This window comes from Clostridium sp. AM34-9AC, assembly GCF_003480225.1.
GTDB classification, from domain to species: Bacteria; Bacillota; Clostridia; order Lachnospirales; family Lachnospiraceae; genus Acetatifactor; species Acetatifactor acetigignens.
Genome location: NZ_QUIU01000046.1, coordinates 4,287 through 7,892 on the forward strand (window position 1 = coordinate 4,287; position 3,606 = coordinate 7,892).

A 3,606-nucleotide genomic window follows, 5' to 3' on the forward strand; every position below is an offset into this window, starting at 1 on the left:
AATGGAATATATTTTGTGGATGCGTGGCAGTCAGCTATTGCCAGGAATGCAGACTTTATGCACGGAGGTTTGGAGGGAAATTTTCAGGGAAATGATCAGATGAAGATGGGTATGTTTATCATAACGGATATAAACTAGATGAAACGAAAAGCTCTTATATAGCAAGTGAGGAATGTGATAGCTTATGGGAAGTTATTACATCTGTTTCAGGTGGAGATGCAAAGCCGATTAGTGTAATAGGTATTAATGGAAAGGCGGAGAAGCGGTGAGTATGGGAAAAAAGAGAACTCTGGCTATTATACTGTTACTGTGTGTTCTGGGCGGGCTGATAGCTTGTGGCAGAAAAGAAAAAGAAGATGAGTATACCTATACGATTAAACTAAACGATAATGCATCGGGCAGTAAGCAGTTTTCCTCCTGTGGTTATTTGTGGGTTTACTCTGTGACAGATCAGATGTTTACAAAGTACGGGAATGGTGAAATGCCAAGCAGCTGGACGGTGGGGGATACCTATATATTTTTCACAACAGAGCAGAAAAACGGGGGGATGGACAGCAGCTATAAGTTGTGGCGATGTAATAAGGCGACGAATGAGTGTGAGTTTTTGGGGGATATGTCGAGTGATGCGAGACTGAACATTCATGAAAATTATTTATTCCTTGCGTTTGGGAAAGACAAGGTGTGGTTGATGCCGGTGGAAGGGGATTTTGGGGAGAGGATCAATCTGGCAGAACAGTTGGCAGAAAACGATGGAGATTCAGGAAGATACGAATTGGATATTGCTGGTTATCATGGCTGGAACATCTATTCGTATGATGGAGATATTATAGCGGTGACAGATCAGGATGATCATAGCGTTGCCATAAGTAATGTTTTGTCGATTGATGTGCGTGTAGATAAACACTGGTATTATAAAGATGGAGAGAGTATTGAGTTTCGGGATGACTATTTTCAATATAGGAGAGCGGGCGAAGACGAATGGCATGATATTTGTCCAGAGTATTTTGGTAACATATTATGGTTTAAACTTGGAATTAGGGAGGTAAATTTTCTCCCAAAGCGCATTGTGAAGGAAGGGGAGAAGCTTTATCTGTCAGTTGAGATAGGAAGGACGAAGGTGCTTGAGATGTCACAGAAGCATTTAGAGAGAGAACTGCTGGTCGAAATCGATCTTGAGACGGACACGAGCCGTATGCTATACGATACGCAAAATAATAGGACAAGAATCGTCGGATACCGGGAGGGAAATGTTTATCTGCTGAAAGATCATATTGTATACAAAAACGTGTTGAAAACTGGAGAGCAGAGGGAAATGTATGATTTGGGTCAAGAAAGCATGCTCTGGTATGAGGAAGATGGAGAACATAAGGATGTTCATTTTGAATGGTATGGAGATTATATGGTTGTATGGAGCTATAACAATGGGGATGGGGAAAATCTGGTGACGATAAAAAGCCTGGATATGACGAGGTAGGAAACATTAGGAGAATGGTAATCTGAGAGAGAGGGCAAACGATAAAATAAAGGAGATGATTGTATATGATGGGGATGAGAGCTAAAAAAAACTGCATGGCAATGCTCCTTATCGTGGGCGGTATAGTGGCAGTGTTTCTTGCAGATAGAAAAGTGGCAGAGAAAATCACAGAGGAAGAGTACCAACGTTTTTTAGATGGGGAAGTGCCTGCTATGAAAGAGAATGGAAAAACTTATTTTCTGGAAGACTTGTTCGGGGAAGATGTAAGTGATGTTGAAACTTTTTTATCTGATATTGACGGAGATGGAGTGAAGGAGCTGCATATCCGGAATGGCTTTTATTATATTTTAAAAGAAAAAAAGGGGAAACTGACGATTCTATATGAGGGTACTGCTACTTACGATGAGCCGGTAGAAGCGATGTCCGGCATTCTGTATTATAGGAAGGGATGGGCACCATATAATGAGACTTACTATTTTACAAGATTTGAAAAAGATGGAACAATGGTGGAAGGACCTACTTATCAATGCTACGACAGTGACGAGGATGGAGAGATTGGGGTGGAAGATCTTTATTTAAAGGACGGCGTAGAGCAGGATAGGACTGCGTGGGAGAAGGAAACGGAGATATACAGAGCAATAAAAAATGAGCGGGGCTTATAGTCGGGTTGTTTCGATGGGGAAAAATCAATGAAGTATATTCAGAACAGAGCAAACTGGTGCTGGGTGGTGGCCTGTAAAGTTGCCGGAGAGCAGTATAAGAAAAATTTTACGGAATTTGCGTTTACTCTGGAAAGTCCGGAGACGGAGGTAGCGGTCAGCAATCTGGATGGACTGCGTACAGATATTGTAAAAAGAAGAAATGGAATATATTTTGTGGATGCGTGGCAGTCAGCTATTGCTAGGAATGCAGACTTTCTGCACGGAGGTTTGGAGGGAAATTTTCCGGGAAATGATCAGATGAAGATGCGAGGCTTAAAGAAGAGAAAAGGCGTTAACGTCTCCTCTTTTACCTGATAACTCTTAATTATCGTTACCATATTAAAAAATGAACCTAGATTATTCACGGATCAGCCGTGAATAATCTAGGTTCATTTTAAAGTGATGTCTCCATACAACATACTCTAAGACATCAAAAGTGGCAGAATCCAAGTAAAATCAATGGATTCTGCCACTATACTTTTCTTTAAGTGTCAAAGATGGGATTATAGCATAGCAAAAAAGCAAACATATATTCCAAAAATATGTTCGATTTTTAACTTGACAGAAGAATGCATGTTCGATATAATACAAGCAGAAAGAACAAATGTTCCCGAACAGATTTTCTTATGTGAGGTGTGTTATGAGAGTACAGAAGAGTGTATACCATATGACGGACAGAGAGTTAAGATTATATAAGAGACAGTTAAGAAGGAGGATGCAGATGCAGCGCAGGATCCTTACCATGATTGCTACGGTCTGTGTGATTATTTTCTGTGCGGTATCCTATCAGGGAATCCGTTCTCTGGCAAGCTCCGGGGAAGAACAGGTAAAGTTCAAATACTATACTCAGGTGACGCTAGCTTACGGAGAGACCTTATGGGATCTGTCCGAGGATTATATTGATTATGAAGAGTATAAGGATAAGAAGGAATATATAGATGAGGTTCAGAGCATCAACCATCTGGCGGAAGAGGACAGCATCCGCGCCGGACAGACGTTGATCGTACCTTATTATTCTTATGAGTTTGTGAAGTGATAAGAAAGAGTATGATAAATGGAAAGTTACGAAAGCATAGCCACGCATAGGCATAGTGAAGACAGCGATGGGCGCTTGCGCACAATTCGCTGTCTTTACTTATGCCGAGATGCGGCGAACGCCGCGATATGAAATAAGATTGGCAGCGTTCTTTGCTGACAATCTTATGAATAGCGTGGCTCGTTGCGGATGTAACGAATCTAAACAGCCCGTATTGGGACTACTGATTTTTGAAAAAAGCCTCAATATAGTCAAAATAGTAAAAAGCAAGCTTCTCAGAAAGCAACTTTTTACGTAACAGATCATTTTATACAATTTTAGTAAAAAATAATGTGTTTCTAAGACGGAAATTAGTCAAGTCCAAATTTGTGTGTACATTCATCTTCCAGCTATGT

Annotated in this window: 4 protein-coding genes; all 4 read left to right on the plus strand. The window is 40.7% G+C overall.

Annotated features, from left to right (window positions below; genetic code table 11):
- The first annotated feature begins 271 nt into the window (after positions 1-271).
- The 4 genes from DW835_RS17230 to DW835_RS17245 all read left to right on the plus strand — a co-directional run bounded on the left by DW835_RS17230 (position 272) and on the right by DW835_RS17245 (position 3,211).
- Positions 272-1,474: a hypothetical protein gene (locus DW835_RS17230; RefSeq protein WP_118731485.1), complete on the plus strand. Its 1,203-nt coding sequence runs from the start codon at positions 272-274 to the stop codon at positions 1,472-1,474.
- A gap of 65 nt (positions 1,475-1,539) precedes the next feature.
- A complete protein-coding gene (locus DW835_RS17235) occupies positions 1,540-2,136 on the plus strand; it encodes a hypothetical protein (RefSeq protein WP_118669362.1) in 597 nt (198 codons plus the stop codon).
- A gap of 27 nt (positions 2,137-2,163) precedes the next feature.
- Positions 2,164-2,490 (plus strand): hypothetical protein, encoded by a 327-nt coding sequence (locus DW835_RS17240; RefSeq protein WP_118669363.1) that lies wholly within the window; start codon positions 2,164-2,166, stop codon positions 2,488-2,490.
- 325 nt (positions 2,491-2,815) lie between these two features.
- Positions 2,816-3,211: a LysM peptidoglycan-binding domain-containing protein gene (locus DW835_RS17245; RefSeq protein WP_172594748.1), complete on the plus strand. Its 396-nt coding sequence runs from the start codon at positions 2,816-2,818 to the stop codon at positions 3,209-3,211.
- The last annotated feature ends 395 nt before the right edge of the window (positions 3,212-3,606 follow it).

Bases quoted from the DNA above. Each gene is read 5' to 3' on its own strand.
- DW835_RS17245 (WP_172594748.1), top strand. From the start codon at position 2,816: ATGAGAGTACAGAAGAGTGTATACCATATGACGGACAGAGAGTTAAGA.
- DW835_RS17230 (WP_118731485.1), top strand. From the start codon at position 272: ATGGGAAAAAAGAGAACTCTGGCTATTATACTGTTACTGTGTGTTCTG.
- DW835_RS17235 (WP_118669362.1), top strand. From the start codon at position 1,540: ATGATGGGGATGAGAGCTAAAAAAAACTGCATGGCAATGCTCCTTATC.
- DW835_RS17240 (WP_118669363.1), top strand. From the start codon at position 2,164: ATGAAGTATATTCAGAACAGAGCAAACTGGTGCTGGGTGGTGGCCTGT.